The organism is Roseateles cavernae, assembly GCF_040187885.1.
GTDB classification, from domain to species: Bacteria; Pseudomonadota; Gammaproteobacteria; order Burkholderiales; family Burkholderiaceae_C; genus Roseateles_E; species Roseateles_E cavernae.
Map to the genome: position 1 here is coordinate 142330 of NZ_JBDPLH010000007.1, position 19043 is coordinate 161372.

General features: G+C 69.6%; 16 protein-coding genes and 2 pseudogenes. 13 read left to right on the forward strand and 5 right to left on the reverse strand.

Annotated elements, in window-relative coordinates:
• The first annotated feature begins 49 nt into the window (after positions 1 to 49).
• The 8 genes from ABGI63_RS18385 (at position 50) to ABGI63_RS18420 (ending at position 6865) form a co-directional block, all read left to right on the forward strand.
• Complete coding sequence (locus tag ABGI63_RS18385; protein ID WP_349743821.1) at positions 50 to 742, forward strand: glutathione binding-like protein; 693 nt, start codon at positions 50 to 52, stop codon at positions 740 to 742.
• 70 nt (positions 743 to 812) lie between these two features.
• On the forward strand, positions 813 to 1310 hold the full coding sequence (locus tag ABGI63_RS18390) for a (2Fe-2S)-binding protein (protein ID WP_349743822.1): 498 nt from the start codon (positions 813 to 815) through the stop codon (positions 1308 to 1310).
• Positions 1307 to 3490: a xanthine dehydrogenase family protein molybdopterin-binding subunit gene (locus ABGI63_RS18395; RefSeq protein ID WP_349743823.1), complete on the forward strand. Its 2184-nt coding sequence runs from the start codon at positions 1307 to 1309 to the stop codon at positions 3488 to 3490. Before ABGI63_RS18390 ends, ABGI63_RS18395 begins: the two co-directional genes overlap by 4 nt.
• A gap of 5 nt (positions 3491 to 3495) precedes the next feature.
• Positions 3496 to 3891: a sulfur oxidation c-type cytochrome SoxX gene (gene soxX, locus ABGI63_RS18400; protein ID WP_349743824.1), complete on the forward strand. Its 396-nt coding sequence runs from the start codon at positions 3496 to 3498 to the stop codon at positions 3889 to 3891.
• Between the two features lie 3 nt (positions 3892 to 3894).
• The gene (locus tag ABGI63_RS18405) at positions 3895 to 4326 is read left to right on the forward strand and encodes a SoxY-related AACIE arm protein (RefSeq protein ID WP_349743825.1); all 432 of its coding nucleotides are present in this window, start codon (positions 3895 to 3897) and stop codon (positions 4324 to 4326) included.
• Positions 4327 to 4332: 6 nt separating this feature from the next.
• Positions 4333 to 4653 (forward strand): thiosulfate oxidation carrier complex protein SoxZ, encoded by a 321-nt coding sequence (gene soxZ / locus ABGI63_RS18410; protein WP_349743827.1) that lies wholly within the window; start codon positions 4333 to 4335, stop codon positions 4651 to 4653.
• Positions 4650 to 5384: a sulfur oxidation c-type cytochrome SoxA gene (gene soxA, locus ABGI63_RS18415; protein WP_349743829.1), complete on the forward strand. Its 735-nt coding sequence runs from the start codon at positions 4650 to 4652 to the stop codon at positions 5382 to 5384. Before soxZ ends, soxA begins: the two co-directional genes overlap by 4 nt.
• 53 nt (positions 5385 to 5437) lie before the next feature.
• On the forward strand, positions 5438 to 6865 hold the full coding sequence (locus ABGI63_RS18420; RefSeq protein WP_349743830.1) for a dihydrolipoyl dehydrogenase: 1428 nt from the start codon (positions 5438 to 5440) through the stop codon (positions 6863 to 6865).
• Here the strand turns inward: ABGI63_RS18420 and ABGI63_RS18425 are convergent.
• The 4 genes from ABGI63_RS18425 to ettA form a co-directional block, all read right to left on the reverse strand.
• Positions 6862 to 8226, reverse strand: a complete 1365-nt coding sequence (locus ABGI63_RS18425; RefSeq protein WP_349743832.1) for a sensor histidine kinase — start codon at positions 8224 to 8226, stop codon at positions 6862 to 6864. The genes ABGI63_RS18420 and ABGI63_RS18425 overlap by 4 nt on opposite strands.
• 12 nt (positions 8227 to 8238) lie before the next feature.
• Positions 8239 to 8946, reverse strand: coding sequence for a response regulator (locus tag ABGI63_RS18430; RefSeq protein ID WP_349743834.1), 708 nt, complete (start codon positions 8944 to 8946; stop codon positions 8239 to 8241).
• Between the two features lie 99 nt (positions 8947 to 9045).
• Positions 9046 to 9555 (reverse strand): Spy/CpxP family protein refolding chaperone, encoded by a 510-nt coding sequence (locus ABGI63_RS18435; protein ID WP_349743836.1) that lies wholly within the window; start codon positions 9553 to 9555, stop codon positions 9046 to 9048.
• A gap of 112 nt (positions 9556 to 9667) precedes the next feature.
• The gene (gene ettA / locus ABGI63_RS18440) at positions 9668 to 11332 is read right to left on the reverse strand and encodes an energy-dependent translational throttle protein EttA (RefSeq protein ID WP_137940728.1); all 1665 of its coding nucleotides are present in this window, start codon (positions 11330 to 11332) and stop codon (positions 9668 to 9670) included.
• 308 nt (positions 11333 to 11640) lie between these two features.
• Between ettA and ABGI63_RS18445 the strand changes: the two genes are divergently transcribed.
• The 5 genes and pseudogenes from ABGI63_RS18445 to ABGI63_RS18465 form a co-directional block, all read left to right on the forward strand.
• The gene (locus ABGI63_RS18445) at positions 11641 to 13149 is read left to right on the forward strand and encodes a DEAD/DEAH box helicase (RefSeq protein WP_349743837.1); all 1509 of its coding nucleotides are present in this window, start codon (positions 11641 to 11643) and stop codon (positions 13147 to 13149) included.
• A 133-nt stretch (positions 13150 to 13282) separates the two neighbouring features.
• On the forward strand, positions 13283 to 14644 hold the full coding sequence (locus ABGI63_RS18450; RefSeq protein WP_262968194.1) for an MBL fold metallo-hydrolase RNA specificity domain-containing protein: 1362 nt from the start codon (positions 13283 to 13285) through the stop codon (positions 14642 to 14644).
• Positions 14645 to 14675: 31 nt separating this feature from the next.
• Positions 14676 to 16580, forward strand: a complete 1905-nt coding sequence (gene mnmC, locus ABGI63_RS18455; RefSeq protein WP_349743838.1) for a bifunctional tRNA (5-methylaminomethyl-2-thiouridine)(34)-methyltransferase MnmC2/FAD-dependent 5-carboxymethylaminomethyl-2-thiouridine(34) oxidoreductase MnmC1 — start codon at positions 14676 to 14678, stop codon at positions 16578 to 16580.
• 106 nt (positions 16581 to 16686) lie between these two features.
• A pseudogene (locus tag ABGI63_RS18460) lies at positions 16687 to 17790 on the forward strand (MCP four helix bundle domain-containing protein); the annotation flags it as partial.
• Between the two features lie 140 nt (positions 17791 to 17930).
• Positions 17931 to 18374, forward strand: a pseudogene (locus tag ABGI63_RS18465) (methyl-accepting chemotaxis protein); the annotation flags it as partial.
• On the opposite strand, the gene rpiA reads toward ABGI63_RS18465, so the two are convergent.
• Entirely contained in the window at positions 18364 to 19029 is a 666-nt protein-coding gene (rpiA, locus tag ABGI63_RS18470) for a ribose-5-phosphate isomerase RpiA (RefSeq protein ID WP_349743840.1), read from the reverse strand. The pseudogene ABGI63_RS18465 and the gene rpiA sit on opposite strands and share 11 nt — an antisense overlap.
• Positions 19030 to 19043: the final 14 nt, after the last annotated feature.

Here is a 19043-nt window from a genome sequence, read left to right on the forward strand (position 1 = left end):
TAATTAACATGGACTAGGACAATGAACTGCGCAGCGTGGAGAACAAACAATGATTGAAGTCTATTCATGGCCCACACCCAATGGGCACAAAGTTCACATCATGTTGGAAGAATGTGACCTGCCGTATAAGGTGATCCCCGTGGACATCGGCGCCGGGGCCCAATTCGAGCCCGGCTTTCTGTCCATCAGCCCCAACAACAAGATTCCCGCCGTCGTCGACCCCGATGGCCCCGAGGGCAAACCGATCTCGCTGTTCGAATCGGGCGCCATTTTGCTCTACCTGGCCGGCAAGACCGGCCGCCTGCTGCCCGCCGGCACGGCGGCCAAGTACGAGGTGCTGCAATGGCTGATGTTCCAGATGGGCGGCGTTGGCCCGATGCTGGGCCAGGCCCACCACTTCCGCATCTACGCGCCCGAGAAGATCGACTACGCGATCAATCGCTACAGCAATGAGGCCCGGCGTCTTTACGGTGTCATCAACAAGCGCCTGGCCGCCAGCACCTATCTGGGCGGGCCCGAGTATTCGATCGCCGACATCGCCACCTTCCCCTGGCTGCGCTCCTGGAAGAACCAGGGGGTGGAGCTGGGCGACTATCCGCATCTGAAAGGCTGGTTCGACGAGATCTCGGCCCGTCCGGCGGTGCAACGCGGTGTCGAGGTGCTGAGCCAGCAGCGCAAGCCCCTGGTCACCGACCAGGCCCGCGAGGTGCTGTTCGGCGCCACCCAATACAAGAAACACTGAGCGTCAGCGCGCCCCGGTCAATCCTGCTAGTCTTGCGCGGCCCGTCACTGCGAAGCTCAGGAGATGACCCATGGCTCAGTTGAATGTCAACGGTGCGCTGCGCGAGTTCGAGGCCGAACCCGACACCCCGCTGCTGTGGGTGCTGCGTGAACAGCTCGGCCTGACCGGCAGCAAGTACGGCTGCGGCATCGCGCAGTGCGGTGCCTGCACCGTCCATATCGACGGCGTCCCGACACGCTCCTGCGTGCGGCCCGTCTCCACGGTCGGGAGCAGGGAAAAAATCCTCACGATCGAAGGCCTGTCGCCCGACGGCAGCCACCCGGTGCAGCGGGCCTGGGCCGCGCTGGACGTGCCGCAATGCGGCTTCTGCCAGAGCGGCATGATCATGGCGGCCGTCGCGCTGCTGAAGGAGAAACCCAGGCCCAGCGACGCCGACATCGACGCGGCGATGAGCAATATCTGTCGCTGCGGCACCTACAACCGGGTGCGCGCCGCCATCCACCATGTGGCCGGCGGCTCCAAGCGCGCGGCCATCCCGATTCGCATCGTCGATGGGGGTGCCGCATGAGCCAGACCTCGACCACGACACGCCGCCAGTTCCTGCAGCGCAGCGCCCTCGGCGGCGGCGGACTGATGCTGGGCTTTCATGTACCGCTGCCGGCACAGGCACAGGCGCAGGCCACGGCGGCCGCGCCCGAGATCAATGCCTGGGTGCTGATCAAGCCCGACGACAGCGTCGTGATCCGCATCGCCCGCTCCGAGATGGGCCAGGGCACGCTGACCGGCCTGGCCCAGCTGGTGGCCGAGGAGCTGGAGTGCGACTGGGCCAAGGTCACGACCGAGTACCCGACGCCCGGGCAAAACCTGGCACGTCAGCGCGCCTGGGGCAATTTCTCGACCGGTGGCAGCCGCGGCATCCGCGAGTCGCATGACTATGTGCGCAAGGGCGGCGCCGCAGCGCGGCTGATGCTGGTCCAGGCGGCGGCCGCCGACTGGGGAGTGCCGGCCGCCGAATGCACGACGGCCAAGAGCCTGATCAGCCACAAGACCAGTGGCCGCAGCACCAGCTACGGCAAGGTGGCCGCCGCAGCCGCCAAGCTGCCCATCCCGGCCGCGGCCGAGATCAAGCTCAAGGAGCCCGGCGCCTGGACCCTGGTCGGCCAGCCGATACGCCGCCTGGACACCCGCGACAAGCTGACCGGTGCCCAGGTCTACGGCATGGACCTGACCCTGCCCGGCATGCTCAATGCCGCGATCAAGGACTGCCCGGTGTTCGGCGGCAAGCTCAAGAGCTTCGACGCCGCCGCCACCTTGAAGCGCCCCGGCATCAAAGCCGTGCTGCCGGTCGGCGACAGTGCGGTGGCCGTGGTGGCCGATACCTGGTGGCGCGCCAAGACCGCGCTGGACCAGCTGCCCATCGTCTGGGACGAGGGTCCGAACGCCCAACTCAGCAGCGCCGCCATCACGGCGACGCTGAAGGAAGGGCTGGAGGCGAAAGACGCGGTGGCCGGCAGCAAGGTGGGCGATGCGCCGGCGGCCATCGCGGCCTCGGCCCGCCGGCTGGAGGCAGTCTACGGCTACCCCTTCCAGAACCACGCGACGATGGAGACGATGAACGCGACCGCGCGCTGGACTCCCGAGCGCTGCGAGGTCTGGACCCCGACCCAGAACGGCGAGGCCGCACTGGCCGCCGCCGCCGAGGCCGCCGGTCTGCCGCCGGCGCAGTGCGAGGTCTACAAGCTGCTGCTAGGCGGCGGCTTCGGCCGGCGCGGCGCGGTGCATGACTGGGTACGCCAAGCCGTGGCCATCGCCAGGCAAATGCCTGGCACGCCGGTCAAGATGATCTGGTCGCGCGAGGAAGACATGCAGCACGGCCGCTACCACCCGGTGACGCAGTGCAAGCTGACGGCGGGCCTGGACGCGCAGGGCAAGATCACGGGTCTATCGATGCGCATCTCGGGCCAGTCCATCGTGGCCGGCATCTTCCCGCAGAACATCCGCGACGGCCGCGACCCGGTGGTGTTTCAGGGGCTCAACGCCGATGGCCCCGAAGGACATCTGGGCTACAAGTTCCCGGCCCTGCTGATCGAGCATGCGATGCGCAATCCGCCGGTGCCACCGGGTTTCTGGCGCGGCGTCAATCTGAACCAGAACGCGATCTATATGGAGTGCTTTCTGGACGAGATCGCCCATGCCACCCAGCGCGACCCGCTGGCGCTGCGCCGCGAGCTGCTGGCCGGCTCGCCCAAGCACCTGGCGGTCTTGAACGCGGTGGCCGACAAGGCCGGCTGGGGCCGACCCGCGCCCCAGGGCCACCATCGCGGCCTGGCCCAGATCATGGGCTTCGGCAGCTATGTCGCGGCCTGCGCCGAGGTCTCGGTCGGGCCCAAGGGCGCGCTGAAGATCCATCGCATCGTCGCCGCCACCGACTGCGGCCATGCGGTCAACCCGCAGCAGATCGAGGCCCAGGTCGAGGGCAGCTTTGTCTACGGCCTGTCGGCCGCCTTGTTCGGCGAATGCACAGTCAAGAACGGCCGCATCGAGCAGAGCAATTTCCACGACTATCGGGTGCTGAAGATGGCGCACATGCCCAAGGTCGAGACGGTGGTGATGCCCTCGGGCGGCTTCTGGGGCGGGGTCGGCGAGCCCACCATCGCGGTGGCCGCGCCGGCGGTGCTGAATGCGATCTTCGCGGCCACCGGCAAGCGCATCCGTCAGCTGCCGCTGAAGGATCAGCTGGCGGCCTGAGCGCGATGCTGCTGGCCACCTTGCTGCTGGCGTCGGCGAGCGCCGTCGATGCCATCCCCGAGCCGCTGCAAGGGCTGCAGGGCGATGCGCAGCGCGGCCGCGCCATCGTCGCGAGCCGCCAGAGCGGACTGTGCCTGCTGTGCCACAGCGCACCGATTCCCGAGGAGCGCTTCCAAGGCACGCTGGCGCCCAGCTTGGCGGGTGCCGGTGCGCGCTGGAGCGCCGGCCAGCTGCGCCTGCGCATCGTCGACAGCCAGCGCATCAACCCCGACTCCATCATGCCGGCCTATCACCGCGTCGACGGCCTGAACCAGGTCGGCCGCGACTGGCGCGGCCAACCGGTGCTCGATGCCCAGCAGGTCGAGGATGTCGTGGCCTATCTGCAGACCTTGAAGGACTGAGGCATGGACCGCTCGCGCCGTCTTTGCCTGGGTCTGGGCATGAGCCTGGTGCTGCGGCCGGCCGACGCCACACCCGAGGCGCTGCGCGCGGCGGTCGCCGGCTTTGCCGCCGGCACGTCGGTCCAGCGCGGCCGCATCACGCTGGAGATCGCGCCCCTGGTCGAGAACGGCAACGCCGTGCCCATCAGCATCACCGTCGACAGCCCGATGACGGCCACCGACCATGTGCGCGAGATCGCGCTGTTCACCGCGCAGAACCCGCAGCTGGAGGTGCTGCATTGCCGGCTGGGCCCGCACGCCGGCCGGGCGGCGCTGTCGACCCGCATCCGGCTGGCCACCAGCCAGCAGATTGTTGCGCTGGCGCGCCTGTCCGATGGCAGCTGCTGGCAGGCTGGCGCCGATGTGGTGGTCACGCTGGCCGCCTGCGTGGAGTAGCAAGCCATGGCTCGCACGCTGATCACCCTGCCCGCCAGTGCGCCGCGCGGCAGCATCATCGAGGTCCGCACCTTGATCGCGCATCCGATGGAGACCGGCTACCGGCGCGACGGCGACGGCAGCCTGCTGCCGCGCAACATCCTGCGCCGCTTCGAGTGCCGCTACAACGGCGAACTCGTTTTCAGCACCGAGCTGTTCGCCGCCATCGCCGCCAACCCCTATCTGGCCTTCCCGCTGCGGGTCGGCGACAGCGGCACGCTGAGCTTCAGCTGGACCGGCGATCAGGGCTTCGCGCAGACCGAGACCGTCACGCTGACCGCGACATGAAGGCCTGGCCGGCGCTGCTGCTCGCGACCGCCCTGCCCGCCGGCGCAGGCTCGGGCTTCGAGCAGCTGAGCCCGGCGCTGCAAGCCATGCAGCGCGACGACGCCCAGAACCCGGCCATGCTGTGGGTGCAGGACGGCGCCCAGCTGTGGGCGCGCGGCCCCGACAAGGCCTGCGCCTCCTGCCATGGCGATGCGAAGCAGAGCATGGTCGGCGTGGCCGCCCGCTACCCGGCCTTCGACAGCCGCACAGCCGGGCCGCTGAACCTGGCCCAGCGCATCAACCAGTGCCGCAGCGTCCACCAGGGCCGGCCGCCCTGGCCGGCCGAGAGCGCCGAGCTGCTGGGGCTGACGGCCTTCATCGGCCTGCAATCGCGTGGCCTGCCGCTGGCGCCGCCCACCGACGCGCGGCTGGAGCCGGCGCGCGCGCGGGGTCAGGTCTTGTTCAACGCCCGCATCGGCCAGCTCCATCTGAGCTGCGCGATCTGCCATCAGGCGAACGTCGGACAGCGTCTGGCCGGCAGCCTGATACCGCCAGGCCATGTCAACGGCTACCCGCTGTACCGGCTGGAATGGCAGGGCATGGGTTCGCTGCAGCGCCGGCTGCGCAACTGCATGAGCGGGGTGCGGGCCGAACCCTTCGCCTGGGATGCGCAGGAACTGCTCGATCTGGAGCTCTATCTGGCCCGGCGCGGCGCCGGTCTGGCCATGGAGACACCGGCCGTGCGGCCCTGAGCTTGGGCGGCACGGGCTCCGATATGCTCAAGCGCTCACCAAGGACAGCTGCCATGCCTCACCACCGCCTGATCATTCTCGGCGCCGGCACCGCCGGCCTCAGCGCCTACAAGCAGGCCCGCGAACTCAGCGAGGACATCCTGCTGATCGACCCGGGCCCGCTGGGCACGACCTGCGCGCGGGTCGGCTGCATGCCGTCCAAGGCCTTGCTGCAGGTGGCGCGCGAGGTCCATGCCAGCCACGGCCTGTACCGGCGCGAGCTGTTCAAAGGCCCCCGGCCCGCGCTGGACTCGGCGGCCGTGATGCAGCAGGTGCGCGGGCTGCGCGACCACTTCGTCAGCGGCCCGGTGCGCGCTGTCGAGAAGATGGGCACGCACTATCTGCAGGCCAGCGCCCGTTTCGTCGCCCCGGACCGCCTCGAGGCGCGCAGCGCCGCCGGCGTCAAGTTGTTCAGCGCCGATGCCATCATCGTCGCCACCGGCAGCCGGCCCCTGCTGCCACCGGCCTGGCAGGCCTTCGGCAGCCGGGTGCTCACCAGCGACAGCTTGTTCGAGCTGCCGACCTTGCCAGCGCGGCTGGCCGTGGTCGGCCTGGGTGCGCTGGGCTGCGAGCTCGGCCAGGCGCTGGCGATGCTGGGTGTCGAGGTCCACGCCTTCGGGCGCGGCGGCGCCCGTGTGGCCGGCATGGCCCAGCCCGAGCTCGCCGCCTTGGCGCACAAGGCGCTGGCCGAGCATGTCACGATGCATCAAGGCCATGAGGCTCGTTTGCGAGCCGCCGACCCGGGCCTGGTGGTTGAGTTCGGCGCGCAGCGCATCGAGGTCGACGCGGTACTGGCCGCGCTGGGCCGCACGCCGGCCGTCGAGGGGCTGAACCTGGCCGCGCTGGGCCTGCCGCTCGATGCCCGGGGCCTGCCGGCCATCGATGCGCAAAGCCTGCGCGCCGGTGACACGGCGGTGTTCTTTGCCGGCGATGTCAACGCGCTGACGCCGCTGATGCACGAGGCGGCCGACGACGGCCGGCTGGCGGCCTGGTATGCGCTGCATCCGCAGGCCCCATGCCTGGCCCGCCGCACGCCGCTGGCCATCACCTTTACCGAGCCGCCGATGGCACGCTGCGGCCTCGGCCAGGCGGAGCTGCCGGCCGGCGCGCTGACCGGCCGCAGCAACTTCGGCACCCAGGGACGCTCGGTCATCATGGGCCAGAGCCATGGCCTGATGCTGGTCCATGCCGACGCCGGCGGTCGGCTGATCGGCGCCGAGATGGTGTGCGCAGGCGCCGAGCATCTGGGCCACGAACTGGCCTGGCTGATACAGCACGGTGTCGACGTGATCGCGGCCCTGCAACTGCCTTTTTATCACCCGGTGCTCGAAGAAGGCCTGCGCAGCGCGCTGCAGGACATCCGGCGCCAGCTGCCCGCGCGCGAGCGCCGCCCTGACCTGCCCTTGTGCGGCCAGTCGGACGAGGGCTTGCCCGGCGTCTAGGTCACCCGCTGCGGCAGGCTCAGCACAAAGCAGCTGCCGCCGCCCTCGCGGCCTTCGCAGCGCACCTCGCCGCCATGGCGCTGCGCGATCTGCTTGACCAGACTCAGGCCCAGGCCGACACCGCCGGCCAGTTCGGCATGCCCGGGCAGGCGGAAGAAGGGCTCGAAGATGCGCTCGCGCATCTCGGGTGGCACGCCCGGGCCGCGGTCGCAGACCCTCAGCTCCATGCTCGCGCCGCGCCGGCGCAGCTCCAGCAGCACCTGTTCACCGCCGTAGCGGCGCGCGTTCTCGAGCAGATTGCGCAGCGCGCGGCGCAGCAGGCGCTCCTCGCCGGGCACCTTGAAGTCCAGCGCGGCCTCGTCCGGATCGACCAGGGCGCCGGTGCGCGAGGCCTCCTCGGCCGCCAGGCCCAGCAGGTCAACGGGATCCTGCTGCAGCACCTGGGCACCGGACTCCAGCCGGCTGGCCAGCAAGACCTCCTCGACCAAGGCATCGAGCTCGCCGATATTGGTGTCTATCTCCTGCTGCAGCCGCGCGCGCTGCGCCGGGCTGGAGCCCTCCAGCATCGTGAACGCCATCTTCAGCCGCGCCAGCGGCGAGCGCAGCTCATGGCTGGCATTGGCCAGCAGGCTCTGGTGCGAGCGCAGCAGGGCCTCGATCTGATCGGCCGTGCGATTGAAGCTGGCGGCCAGCGCGGCCACCTCATCGCGCCCCCCGTCCTTGACACGGTGCTGCAGATTGCCGGCGCCGAACAATTCGACACCGCGCTGCAGATTCTCCAGACGCCGGGTCAGGCGCCGCACCACCGGATAGGCACTGACCGCCACAGCAAGGAAGAGCAGCACCAGCAGAATGACCAGAGCCTCGCCGCTGGGGCGAGGCCCGAAAGGCGCCAGCAGCCAGGGGCCCTCATCGCGCCGCGGGGGCCGCACGATGCGCTCGCCGCGCTCACCCGGTGGGCTTGGACCCACCGCGGAGCGCAGCCCGCCCCGCAACATCCACAGGCTGCGACCATCCTCCAGCGGCACCTGCAGCTGACGCACGCCGGGGTCCTTGATGCGGCGCTCGAACTGCTCCGAGGCCGCGATCCGCTCGCCCTTGGCATCGTCCAGCGCGATCGCCATGCGCAGGCGCTGACCCCAGTCGCGCAGTGCCTCGGCCTGCCGCTCGCGCGGCGCATCCGCCTCGGGCAGCGCGCCATGGATCAGCAGCGCCATCGAGCTCAGTCGCTCCATCGCGGCCGCCTCGAAGCCGCCGCGCTCCTGCTCGATCTGGCGCTGGAACAGCCAAGCCGAGCCGAAGGCGAAGGCCAGCAGCAGGACGACCAGGGTCAGATAGATGCGGAGATAGAGCGATTTCAAGAGCGGGCCACCTCAGCCGTCGGCGTCCTGCTTGCGCGCAAACACATAGCCGACACCGCGCACCGTCAGCACGCGGCGCGGGTTCTTGGCGTCGTCCTCGATCAAGGCGCGGATGCGCGAGACATGGACATCGATCGAGCGATCGAAGGCATCCAGCGGATGGCCTTTGAGCGCGTCCATGATCTGGTCGCGCGACAGCACCCGGCCGGGGCTTTGCGCCAGCACCACCAGCAGATCGAACTGATGGCTGGTGAGGTCGCAGGGCTTGCCGTCCAGCCTTGCGACGCGCGCCGCCAGATCGATCTCGAGCCGGCCGAAGCGCAGCACATCGTCGGCCTGGCCTTCCGGTTCGGCGCGGCGCAGCAGGGCCTTGACCCGGGCCTGCAGCTCGCGCGGCTCGAAGGGCTTGGCCAGGTAGTCGTCGGCGCCCAGTTCCAGGCCGAGGATGCGGTCCATCGGCTCGCCGCGCGCCGACAGCATCAGCACCGGCAGGCGCCGGGTGCGGGCCTCGCCGCGCAGGCTGCGACAGAAGTCCAGCCCGTCGCCATCGGGCAACATCAGGTCCAGCACCAGCAGATCCGGCAGGGCCGCCTCCAGCGCCTGCCGGCCCTGGGCCAGGCTGTGCGCGGTCTCGACCTCGAAGCCGGCGGCCGTCAGGTAGTCGCCCAGCATCGAGGTCAGGCGGGCATCGTCGTCAACAAGAAGCAGTCGGGTACTCATGGATGGCTGGGGCTGCGCTCGGCGGTGGCTGCCCGCGCGACGCGCCGCCACCAGGCCCGTGGACATGGAGGTGTCAAGCATAAGCGAGTCTCCGGGCTCTTACTGCTTGGGGGACTGCTTGGGGGCGTCGGCCTTGGTCCGCTCGGCGCGGTGTTCCGCCATCCGCGCCTGGCGCTTGGCCATGCGCTCGGCCAGCTTGCCGCGCTGCTCGGGCGTCAGCACATTGGCGGCGGCCACCAGGGCCTGGCTCATGCGCTTGCTGATCTGATCGTGCAGGGCCTGGGCCTGCTGGCGCTGCGACTCCACCGCTGCGGCGTCGATGCTGGGGGCGGTCAGCAAGGCCTGACCCTGGGCATGCAGCTTACGCAGCGCGTCACGCTGCGGCTTCAGATCGGCAGCGGCGCTGCGCATGATCTGCTTGACCTCGCTGCGCTGGGCCTCGCTGGCATCGACCTGCTCCAGCATGCGCTCGACACGCGGACCACCACCCATCGCATCGTGCCCGCCATGGTGGCCGCCCACCCTGGCCTGGGCCGACAGGGCGCCCAGACTCAGCAGCGCCGCCAGCGCGGACAGGGTCAGAATCGACTTGGAATTGAACTTGGACATCAGGGTCTCCATCAGTCAGTAGGGGGTGACTGAATCTTGAAACCGCGACGTAAGGCCCGCATTCAGGCCATGTAAAGATCTGTGAAACAAGGCCCGCAGGCCTTGTCGAGGATCACTTGATCGGCTTGAAGCGCATGCGCTTCGGACGCGCGCCCTCTTCGCCCAGGCGCTTCTTCTTGTCGGCCTCGTACTCGTGGAAGTTGCCGTCGAAGAAGAACCACTGCGAATCGCCTTCGCAGGCCAGGATGTGGGTGCAGATGCGGTCCAGGAACCAGCGGTCATGGGAGATCACCATGGCCGAGCCGGCGAACTCCAGCAGCGCCTCTTCCAGCGCGCGTAGGGTTTCGACGTCCAGGTCGTTGGACGGTTCATCGAGCATCAGCACATTGCCGCCCTGGGCCAGGGTCTTGGCCAGGTGCAGGCGGCCGCGCTCACCGCCGGAGAGCTGGCCGACCATCTTCTGCTGGTCGTTGCCCTTGAAGTTGAAGCGGCCCAGATAGGCGCGGCTGGGCATCACGAACTTGCCAACCGTGATGTTGTCCAGACCGCCGGAAACGTCCTGCCAGACGGTCTTGTCGGCATCCAGGCTTTGGCGGCTCTGGTCGACAAAAGCCATGCGCGCAGTCTTGCCGATCTTGACCGTGCCGCTGTCCGGCGTCTCGGTGCCCTGCAGCATGCGGAACAGGGTCGACTTGCCGGCGCCGTTCGGGCCGATGATGCCGACGATGGCGCCGGCCGGCACCTTGAAGCTCAGGTTGTCGATCAGCACGCGGTCGCCAAAACTCTTGCTGACGTTCTCGAACTCGATCACCTCATTGCCCAGGCGCTCGGCCACCGGAATGAAGATCTCGTTGGTGACATTGCGCTGCTGGTATTCGACGTCCGACAGCTCCTCGAAACGGGCCAGACGCGCCTTGCTCTTGGCCTGACGGCCCTTGGCGTTCGAGCGCACCCACTTCAGCTCTTCCTTCATCGCCTTCATGCGGGCGTCTTCGGACTTCTGCTCGGTCTCCAGGCGCTTTTCCTTCTGGTCCAGCCAGTCGGAGTAGTTGCCCTTCCAGGGGATGCCATGGCCGCGGTCCAGCTCCAGGATCCACTCGGCGGCGTTGTCCAGGAAGTAGCGATCGTGGGTGATGGCCACCACGGTGCCGGGGAAGCGCTGCAGGAACTGCTCCAGCCACTCGACCGATTCGGCGTCCAGGTGGTTGGTCGGCTCATCCAGCAGCAGCATGTCGGGCTTGGACAGCAGCAGGCGGCACAGCGCGACGCGGCGCTTCTCGCCGCCCGACAGCACGCCGATCTGGGCATCCCAGGGCGGCAGGTTCAGTGCATCGGCGGCCAGTTCCAGCTGCAGATCGGTGTTCTCGGAGCCGGCAGCGGCAATGATGGATTCGAGCTCGCCCTGCTCGGCGGCCAGCGCGTCGAAGTCGGCGTCCGGCTCGGCGTAAGCGGCATAGACCTCGTCCAGGCGCTTCTTCGCGGCCAGCACGCCGCCAATGCCCTCCTCCACCGCTTCGCGCACGGTCTGGTCCGGGTTCAGCTTGGGTTCCTGCTCCAGATAGCCGATCTTGATGCCCGGCATCGCGATGGCCTCGCCTTCGTACTCCTTGTCGACGCCGGCCATGATCTTCAGGATGGTCGACTTGCCCGAGCCGTTGACGCCCAGCACGCCGATCTTGGCGCCCGGGAAGAAGGACAGCGAGATGTCCTTCAGGATGTGGCGTTTGGGGGGAACCGTCTTGTTGACGCGGTTCATTGAAAAGACGTACTGAGCCATGCTGGGTCCTGAGAGGCTTAAAAATCTGCAGGCCCGTCAAGGGCCTGCTGAGTCTTGCAAGAGCCGGTCGGATCGACACGGCCGAAGCCGCTATTGTCGCTGCTTTATGCACACCTCATCCAGGCTTTGCCGCCGCCAACCCCGGCAGCCGCCGGCCCGGCCGCTATAATCGAGCCCAACGCTGCGCATCACAGTCTTTGCGCGGCGTTATTTTTTTGAGCTCAAGCACGCTCCTTGCATGACCCGAAGACTGGCGCCCCCTGAAGGCGCGGTCATGCTCACAGGGCACCGTGCACACATTGCAGTCGATGACATTTGATTCCCTGGGCCTGGCCGCCCCCCTGTTGAAGGCCATTGCCGACGCCGGCTATACCTCCCCCACCCCGATCCAAGCGCAGGCCATTCCGGCCGTCCTCCAGGGCGGCGACCTGCTCGCCGGCGCCCAGACCGGCACCGGCAAGACCGCCGGTTTCACCCTGCCGCTGCTGCACCGCCTGTCGACGGGCGCGCCGGCCACCAACAAGCGCGGCAAGCCGGCCATCCGCGCGCTGGTGCTGACCCCGACCCGCGAACTCGCGGCCCAGGTCGAGGAAAGCGTGCAGACCTATGGCAAGTACCTGCCGCTGAAGAGCATGGTGATGTTCGGCGGCGTTGGCATGCAGCCGCAGATCAACCGCCTGCGCGACGGCGTCGACATCCTGGTGGCCACCCCCGGCCGCCTGCTCGACCACGCCCAGCAAGGCACGCTGGACCTGAGCCAGGTGCAGATCCTGGTGCTGGACGAGGCCGACCGCATGCTGGACATGGGCTTCGTCCATGACATCAAGAAGGTGCTGGCCCTGCTGCCGGCCAAGAAGCAGAGCCTGCTGTTCTCGGCCACCTTCAGCGACGACATCAAGAACCTCGCCGACCGCCTGCTGAACCAGCCGGCGCTGATCGAGGTGGCGCGCCGCAACCAGACCAATGAGTCGATTGCACAAAAGGTCCACCCGGTGGGCCGCGAGCGCAAGAAGGAACTGCTGGCCCATCTGATCAAGCAGGGCGACTGGGACCAGGTGCTGGTCTTCACCCGCATGAAGCATGGCGCCAACCGCCTGACCGACTATCTGAACGACCAGGGCATCAGCGCGATGGCCATCCACGGCAACAAGAGCCAGGGTGCCCGCACCAAGGCGCTGGCCGAGTTCAAGACCGGCGATCTGCAGGTGCTGGTGGCCACCGATATCGCGGCGCGCGGCATCGACATCGATCAGCTGCCCCATGTGATCAATTTCGAGCTGCCCAATGTCCCCGAGGACTATGTGCACCGCATCGGCCGCACCGGCCGCGCCGGTGCCCAGGGCGAGGCGATCTCGCTGGTCTGCGTCGACGAGAACGGCTTCCTGAAGGAGATCGAGAAGCTGATCAAGCGCGAGATCCCGAAGGAAATCATCCCCGGCTTCGCGCCCGATCCGAGCGAGCGCCCCGAACCCATCGTGCTGGGCCGCATGGTGCTCAACACCAATGGCAGCCGCTCCGGCGGCGGTCGCGGCGGCAACTCGCGTGGTGGCGGCGGCGCTGGCCGTTCGGCCCCTCGTGGCGGTCAGCGTGACGGCGCCCGCGACGGCGCACCGCGCAGCGCAGCCCCGCGTGATGGTGCACCGCGTGGCTCGGCCCCGCGTGAGGGCGCACCGCGTGGCGCCGCCCCCCAAGGCCAGCGCCCCTCGGGCAATGGCGGCGGCGCTCGCCCCGCTGCGGCCAAGCCGGCCGGCTCGCGTCCCGCAGGTGGCGGCGGCCGCAACCCGGGCGGCGCACGCCTGACCCAGACCAAGCGCTGAGCCCCGGCTCAGGCCCGACAAAGCCCGGCTCAAGCGCCGGGCTTTTTTTCGTCCCGACACTTGAGATGCATCAAGATGGCCCGACCCTGCCGGTGCTGGAATCGCCCCGGACAGACCCAGATCGGGAGACATGATGAAGCTGACCTTCCTCGGCGCGGCCGACGCCGTCACCGGCTCACGCCATCTGCTGGACATCGGCGAGCAGCGCCTGCTGCTCGATTGCGGCTTGTTCCAGGGCTACAAGACCCTACGCGAGCGCAACTGGGCGGGCTTCGGCGTCGCGCCGCACAGCGTCGACGCGGTGCTGCTCTCGCATGCCCATCTGGACCACAGTGGCTATATACCGGCCCTGGTGCGCCAGGGCTTCAAGGGCCAGATCTTCTCGACCGGCGCGACCCGCGATCTCTGCGAGGTGCTGCTGCTGGACAGCGCCAAGCTGCAGGAAGAGGACGCGCGCCGCGCCAACCGCTTCCACACCTCGCGCCACGAGACCGCGCTGCCGCTCTACACCGCCGCCAACACCAAGAAGGCGCTGGCTCATTTTGTCGGTCTGCCGCGCGACGGCCGGCTGCGCCTGGGCGCCGCCGAGATCCGCTTCACGCCGGTGGGACATCTGCTGGGAGCCTCGGCCATCAGCGTCACGGCCGCCGGTCAGACCCTGGTGTTCTCCGGCGATCTGGGGCGCAGCAACGATCTGCTGATGCCGCCGCCGCAGACCGTCGAGCAGGCCGATGTGCTGCTGGTCGAGTCGACCTATGGCAACCGCGTCCACCCGCCCGAGGATGTGCAGGCCCGGCTGGCGCAGATCATCCGCAGCACGCTCAAGCGTGGCGGCAGCGTGCTGCTGCCCAGCTTCGCGGTCGGCCGCGCCCAGGCCCTGCTGCTGGTGCTGCAGCGCCTGCGCGCCGCCGGCGAGCTGCCCCATGACATCCCCATCCTGCTGGACAGCCCGATGGCCACGCTGGCCACCGACATCATCGTCAAGCACGCCAAGCTGCTGCGCATCGGCCTGCGCGAGGCGGCGCGGCTGTGCGAGGGCGTGAGCCTGATCGCCAAGCCGGCCGACTCGCTGAAGGCCGCCACCCGCGCCATCACGCGGCCGGCCATCATCATCTCGGCCAGCGGCATGGCCACCGGCGGGCGGGTGCTGAACTACATCGAGACCCTGGCACCGGGCGCACGCCACCACATCGTCTTCCCCGGCTTCCAGGTCGGCGGCAGCCGTGGCGCCAAGATGGTGGGCGGCGCGCGCGAGATCAAGCTGCACGGCGCTTTCGTGCCGGTCAATGCCGAGGTCAGCCATCTGGAGGGCTTCTCCGGCCATGCCGATGCCGAGGGGCTGATGGCCTGGCTGCGCGGCTTCAAGACGCCGCCGCGCCAGACCTTTGTCGTGCACGGCGAGCCCGAGGCCAGCGACGCCTTGCGCAGCCGCATCCAGGACGAGCTGGGCTGGCGCGTGCGCGTGCCCCAGCACGGGGAGACGGTCACGCTCTGAGCCGGCGCTGGGGCATACTCGCGGCCCGCGCATGAAGACTCAGCCCATCCTCCCCGCCCGCGTCGACTTCGGCGATGCCGCCGCCCCGGCCGCCCCCGAGTTCGGCGATATCTATCACGCCCGCGCCGGCGCCTTCGGCCAGGCCTGCCATGTCTTTCTGGGCGGCAACGGGCTGCCGCAGCGCTGGGCCGACCAGGCGCGCTTCGTGATCCTGGAAACTGGCTTCGGCCTGGGCAACAACTTCCTGGCGAGCTGGGCGGCCTGGCGCGATGATCCGGCGCGCTGCGAGCGGCTGTTCTTCATCAGCATCGAAAAACATCCGCTGCGCCGCGAAGACATGGCGCGCGCCCATGCCGCCAGCCCCGAGCCAGCCCTGGCCGCCGAGCTGCTGGCCGCCTGGCCGCCGCTGACGCCCAATCTGCACAACCTGAGTTTCGAAGGCGGCCGGGTGCAGCTGCTGCTGGCGCTGGGCGATGTGCGCGACTGGCTCAAGACCCTGGTGGCCGAGGTCGATGCCATCTATCTGGACGGCTTCGCGCCGGCGCGCAATCCGGCGATGTGGGACGGCTACACGCTGAAGCTGCTGGCCCGCCTGGCCAAGCCCGGTGCCAGCGCCAGCACCTGGAGCACGGCGCCGGCGGTGATCGAGGGACTGTCGGCCGCCGGCTTTGCGGTCGAGAAGCGGCCCGGCTTTGCGAAGAAAGGCCGCATGAGCGTGGCCCGCTTCGCGCCGCGCCACCTGCTGCAGCGCCCGGCCGCGCGGCAGGCGCTGGCACCGACGGCGCGCGAGGTGCTGGTGATAGGCGCCGGACTGGCCGGGGCCGCCTGCGCCTGGGCGCTGCGGCGCGAGGGCCTGGGCTGCACGGTGCTGGACAGCCACGCGGCCGTGGCCCAGGGCAGCTCGGGCAACCCGGGCGGCCTGTTCCATGGCACCTTGAACCCCGACGATGGCCTGCACGCCCGCTTCAACCGCGCCGCCGCGCTGGCTACCGGGCGCGCGCTGGCCGAGCTGCCCGCCCTGCCCTGGCTGCAGCGCGGCCTGCTGCGCCTGGAGGCCGAGCGCGACATCGCTCGCATGCGCGCCCAGATCGCCCGCCTGGGCCTGCCCGAGGACTATGTGCAGGCGCTCGATGCCGAGGCTGCCCAGGCGCTGGCCTGCCTCGCCCATGGCCGGCCGGCCTGGTTCTACCCCGGCGGCGGTGCGCTGCCGCCGGCCGACTATGTGCGCGCCCTGCTCGGCGACACCCCGCTGAGGCTGGGCCGGCGTGTCGCCAGCCTGCGCCCGGGCGGGCCCGGCTGGCGGGCGCTGGACGAGGACGGCGACCTGCTGGCCGAGGCGCCGGCCGTGGTGCTGGCCGGCGGTCACCAGAGCCAGCGCTTGCTGCAAGACCTGGCCCCCGATCTGGCACTGCCCCTGACACGCCAGCGCGGCCAGATCAGCCATCTGGCACAGGCCACGCCGCTGCCGGCCCTGCCGCTGGCCGGTGCCGGCTATGCGCTGGCCGACGGCGCCGGCGGGCTGTGGTGCGGCGCCACCAGCCAGGACGGGGATGACGACCCGGCGCTGCGCCCGGCCGACCAGCGCCGCAATCTCGAGCAATGGGCCGAGCTGGCCCGTCTGCCCGAGGTGCCCGAAGCGGCGCTGAGCGGCCGTGTCGGCTGGCGGCTGCTGGCCCCCGATCGCCTGCCGCTGGTGGGCGGGCTGCCGCTGGACCCGCAGGGCCGCGAGGATCAGCCCCGCCTGCTGCCACGCCTGCCCGGCCTGCTGCTGTGCACCGCGCTGGGTTCGCGCGGCATCAGCTGGGCGGCACTGTGCGGCCAGGTCGCGGCCGCACAGCTGACGGGCGCGCCGCTGCCGCTGGAGGCCGATTTGCTGGACGCCATCGATCCGGCACGCTTTCGGGTGCGCGAGTCACGGCGTCCGACCCAGTCGTAGATCGCCCCGCCAGGCCAGAGCGCCCTCAGCTTTGCGCAACAAGCGCCGATAACCAGGGGCGAAACGCGGCAACCGCCCGCGCACCCAGCCTATTCGGGAGACCTCTATGCTTAGCAGCCTGTTTGCCGGCCGTTCCATCGGCCAGCGCCTGACCGTGGTTCTGAGTCTGGTGCTGATGATTGCCTTTGCCGGTTCCGGCCTGGGCTTCTGGGCACTCAGCCGGGTCGCGGCCGAAACCAGCGATATGTACGAGAACTCCCTGGTCAGCGAACGCCTGGCCTCCGACTGGTACCGCAACATCACCAATGGCGTGAACCGCACCAGCGCGATCGCGATCAGCGCCGACCCGAGCCTGGCCGAGTTCTTCGCCGCCTCGGCCGCCGAGTCGACCAAGCAATCGACCGAGCTGCAAAAGGCACTGGACAAGCAGATGAGCTCGCCCGCCGAGCGCAAGCTGTTCGAGCAGCTCTCCGAGGCCCGCAAAGGCTATCTGAGCAGCCGCGACGCCGTCAGCGCCGCCAAGAAGGCCGGCGACGCCGACAAGGCCAGGCAGATCTTCGACAGCCAGTTCCAGCCGGCCGCCGCCAAGTTCCAGGACGCGATCAAGGAGATCGTGCAGGAAGAACGCGCGCAGCTGGACGCCGCCGCCAAGCGGGTGGACGCCGCCAACAGCACGGCCCGCACCGGCTTGGTGGTGTTCGCGCTGTGCGCGCTGGCGGTCGGTGCGACCCTGGCCGTCTGGCTGACCCGCTCGATCACCGGCCCCTTGCGCGAGGCCGCCACGGTGGCCGATGCGATTGCGAACTTTGACCTGACCCGCCCGATCACGCCGCGCAGCAATGACGAGACGGGCCAGCTGCTGCGCTCGCTGAAGACCATGCAGGAGGCCTTGCTGAAGCTGATCGGCGAGGTGCGCGGCTCGACCGACAGCATCTCGACCGCCAGCTCCGAGATCGCCGCCGGCAATCTGGACCTGTCGGCCCGCACCGAGCAGACCGCGTCAAACCTGCAGCAAGCCGCCGCCTCGATGATGCAGCTCACCGGCACGGTGCGGCAGACGGCCGAGTCGGCCACCACCGCCAACCAGCTGGCCCACTCGGCCGCCGAGGTGGCGCAGCGCGGCGGCACCGTGGTGGCCCAGGTGGTGTCGACGATGGACGAGATCAACAACAGCTCGCGCCGCATCAGCGACATCATCGGCACGATCGACGGCATCGCCTTCCAGACCAATATCCTGGCGCTGAATGCGGCGGTGGAAGCGGCCCGCGCCGGCGAGCAGGGCCGCGGCTTCGCGGTCGTGGCCTCCGAGGTGCGCTCGCTGGCCCAGCGCAGCGCCACGGCGGCCNCGGCATCGCCTTCCAGACCAATATCCTGGCGCTGAATGCGGCGGTGGAAGCGGCCCGCGCCGGCGAGCAGGGCCGCGGCTTCGCGGTCGTGGCCTCCGAGGTGCGCTCGCTGGCCCAGCGCAGCGCCACGGCGGCCAAGGAGATCAAGACCCTGATCAGCGCCAGCGCCGAGCGGGTCGAGTCGGGCAGCAAGCTGGTGCGCGACGCCGGCACGACGATGGGCGACATCGTCTCCAGCGTGCAGCGGGTTTCCGACATCATCGGCGAGATCAGCGCCGCCTCGCGCGAGCAAAGCGACGGCATCAACCAGATCAATGCCGCCGTGACCCAGCTCGACCAGATGACGCAGCAAAACGCGGCCCTGGTCGAGGAAGCCGCCTCGGCGGCCGAAAGCCTGAAGGATCAGTCCGGCCGGCTGTCGACCGCGATCGGCGTGTTCAGGCTGTGAAGTCCAGCGTCCGGACGCCCTCGGCCGTGCCCAGCAGGCAGACGCTGGCACGGTTGCGGGCGAACACGCCGACCGTGACGACGCCGGGCCACAGACTGACCTCGGCCTCGAAGGCCGCCGGCTCACGGATCTGCAGGCCGCGCACATCGAGGATCTGGCAGCCGTTGTCGGTGACGCAGCCGGCACGCAGCGTGGCCTGACCGCCCATCGCGGCGAAGCGGCGCGCGATCTGGGCCGCCGCCATCGGGATCACCTCGACCGGCAGCGGGAAGCCGCCCAGCACCGGCACCAGCTTGCTTTCGTCGGCAATGCAGACAAAGCGCTCGGCCAGGTCGGCGACGATCTTCTCGCGCGTCAGCGCGGCACCGCCGCCCTTGATCATGTTCCCGGCCTGATCGATCTCGTCGGCGCCGTCGATATAGACCGGCAGGCTCGTCACCTCGGCCGCCTCCAGGATCTGGATGCCCAGCCCGCGCATGCGCTCGGTGCTGCGCTGCGAGCTGGATACCGCGCCGGCGATGGCCATGCCGCTGGCGGCCAGCGCATCGATGAACTTGTCCACCGTCGAGCCGGTGCCCACACCGACGATGCTGCCGGGCGTCACATAGTTCAGGGCCGCCTGGCCCACCAGGGTTTTCAGTTCGTCTTGAGTCATCGCAAAGCACCGCA